Origin of the sequence: Arachidicoccus sp., from assembly GCF_050436765.1 — a bacterium.
In the GTDB taxonomy this organism is placed as follows: domain Bacteria; phylum Bacteroidota; class Bacteroidia; order Chitinophagales; family Chitinophagaceae; genus Arachidicoccus.
The window spans coordinates 1-1026 of the sequence record NZ_JBNQGD010000424.1; the positions used below are offsets into that span (position 1 = coordinate 1).

1 protein-coding gene is annotated in these 1026 nt (G+C 34.4%); it reads left to right on the top strand.

The window, feature by feature from the left end:
- Window positions 1-135: 135 nt before the first annotated feature.
- Window positions 136-1026 (top strand): protein kinase (locus tag ACQR30_RS17860; protein ID WP_429737152.1); only part of this gene is annotated, 891 nt, incomplete at its 3' end.

The following is a 1026-nucleotide window of genomic DNA, read 5'->3' on the forward strand; positions in this document are numbered from 1 at the left end:
AAAATGAGCAAAAATCATATTTTTTAGCCATCCTGTATAATAGAAAATATGTATAAATCGATTGATCAAAGATTAAAAATTTAACAAGAGCTGATTGTCTCATTTCACATTTCATCTGAAAAATTATCATAAAATTTGAATTTAGGTTTACTATTGCATTATGAAGGCCAATATATAAATATTAAAGAAGAAAAACAGATATGGCAAAAAGCATGGTTTTGGATACTTGTTGCCATTCTTATATTATTGCTTGTTGCCGCAGTTATTCTAGGCATTTATTTATATCTTCGTAAATACAAAAAGGAAACAACCGAACGCTTCGAATTCATTATCGACATAATAAAAAAGCAGTATCAACTAACTACCGAAGATGCGGACGAGCTCAAAGAAGTTTCCGATGCACTCTTTATATCAAAAGATAAATTAATGTTCAACTATGAAAATCCCTTGGGATCTGGCATTTGCTCCACTGTCTACCGAGGATTCCTTTCTGGACCTTCTCCTTTGATCAATCTGACTGGTCTAATCGAAACGCATGATTTTCAAGATTGTGATGTAGCGGTAAAAATAGCATTGCATTTTGGAGATGACGAAGTTGACCAACTGTTTCGCGAGATTGAAGCCATGAAAGTTTTACAGTACAATCGGAATGTTATAAGCATGCTCGGCTGGCGGATGTTGAATGGAAAACCGGCTTTGGTCTTTGAGCTAGCCGAGCAGGATTTATTGAGATATGCCAAAATGTTAATGTCAATTGATACAAAAGAGATTGAATTTAAAACTATAATCTCGATACTTTGGCAAATTGCCAAAGGCATGGAATTCATCGCTTCCAAAGATATTGTTCACCGAGATTTGGCTGCAAGAAATATTTTACTAACCAATGATTTGCAAGCAAAAATCTCAGATTTTGGTCTTGCTATTATCAACAAATCGGGCATAAAAGAATCATCAGTTCCAAAGAAACTTCCAGTAAGATGGTTGAGCATCGAAGCAATCGTGGAAAAAATATTCTCAGAAAAATCC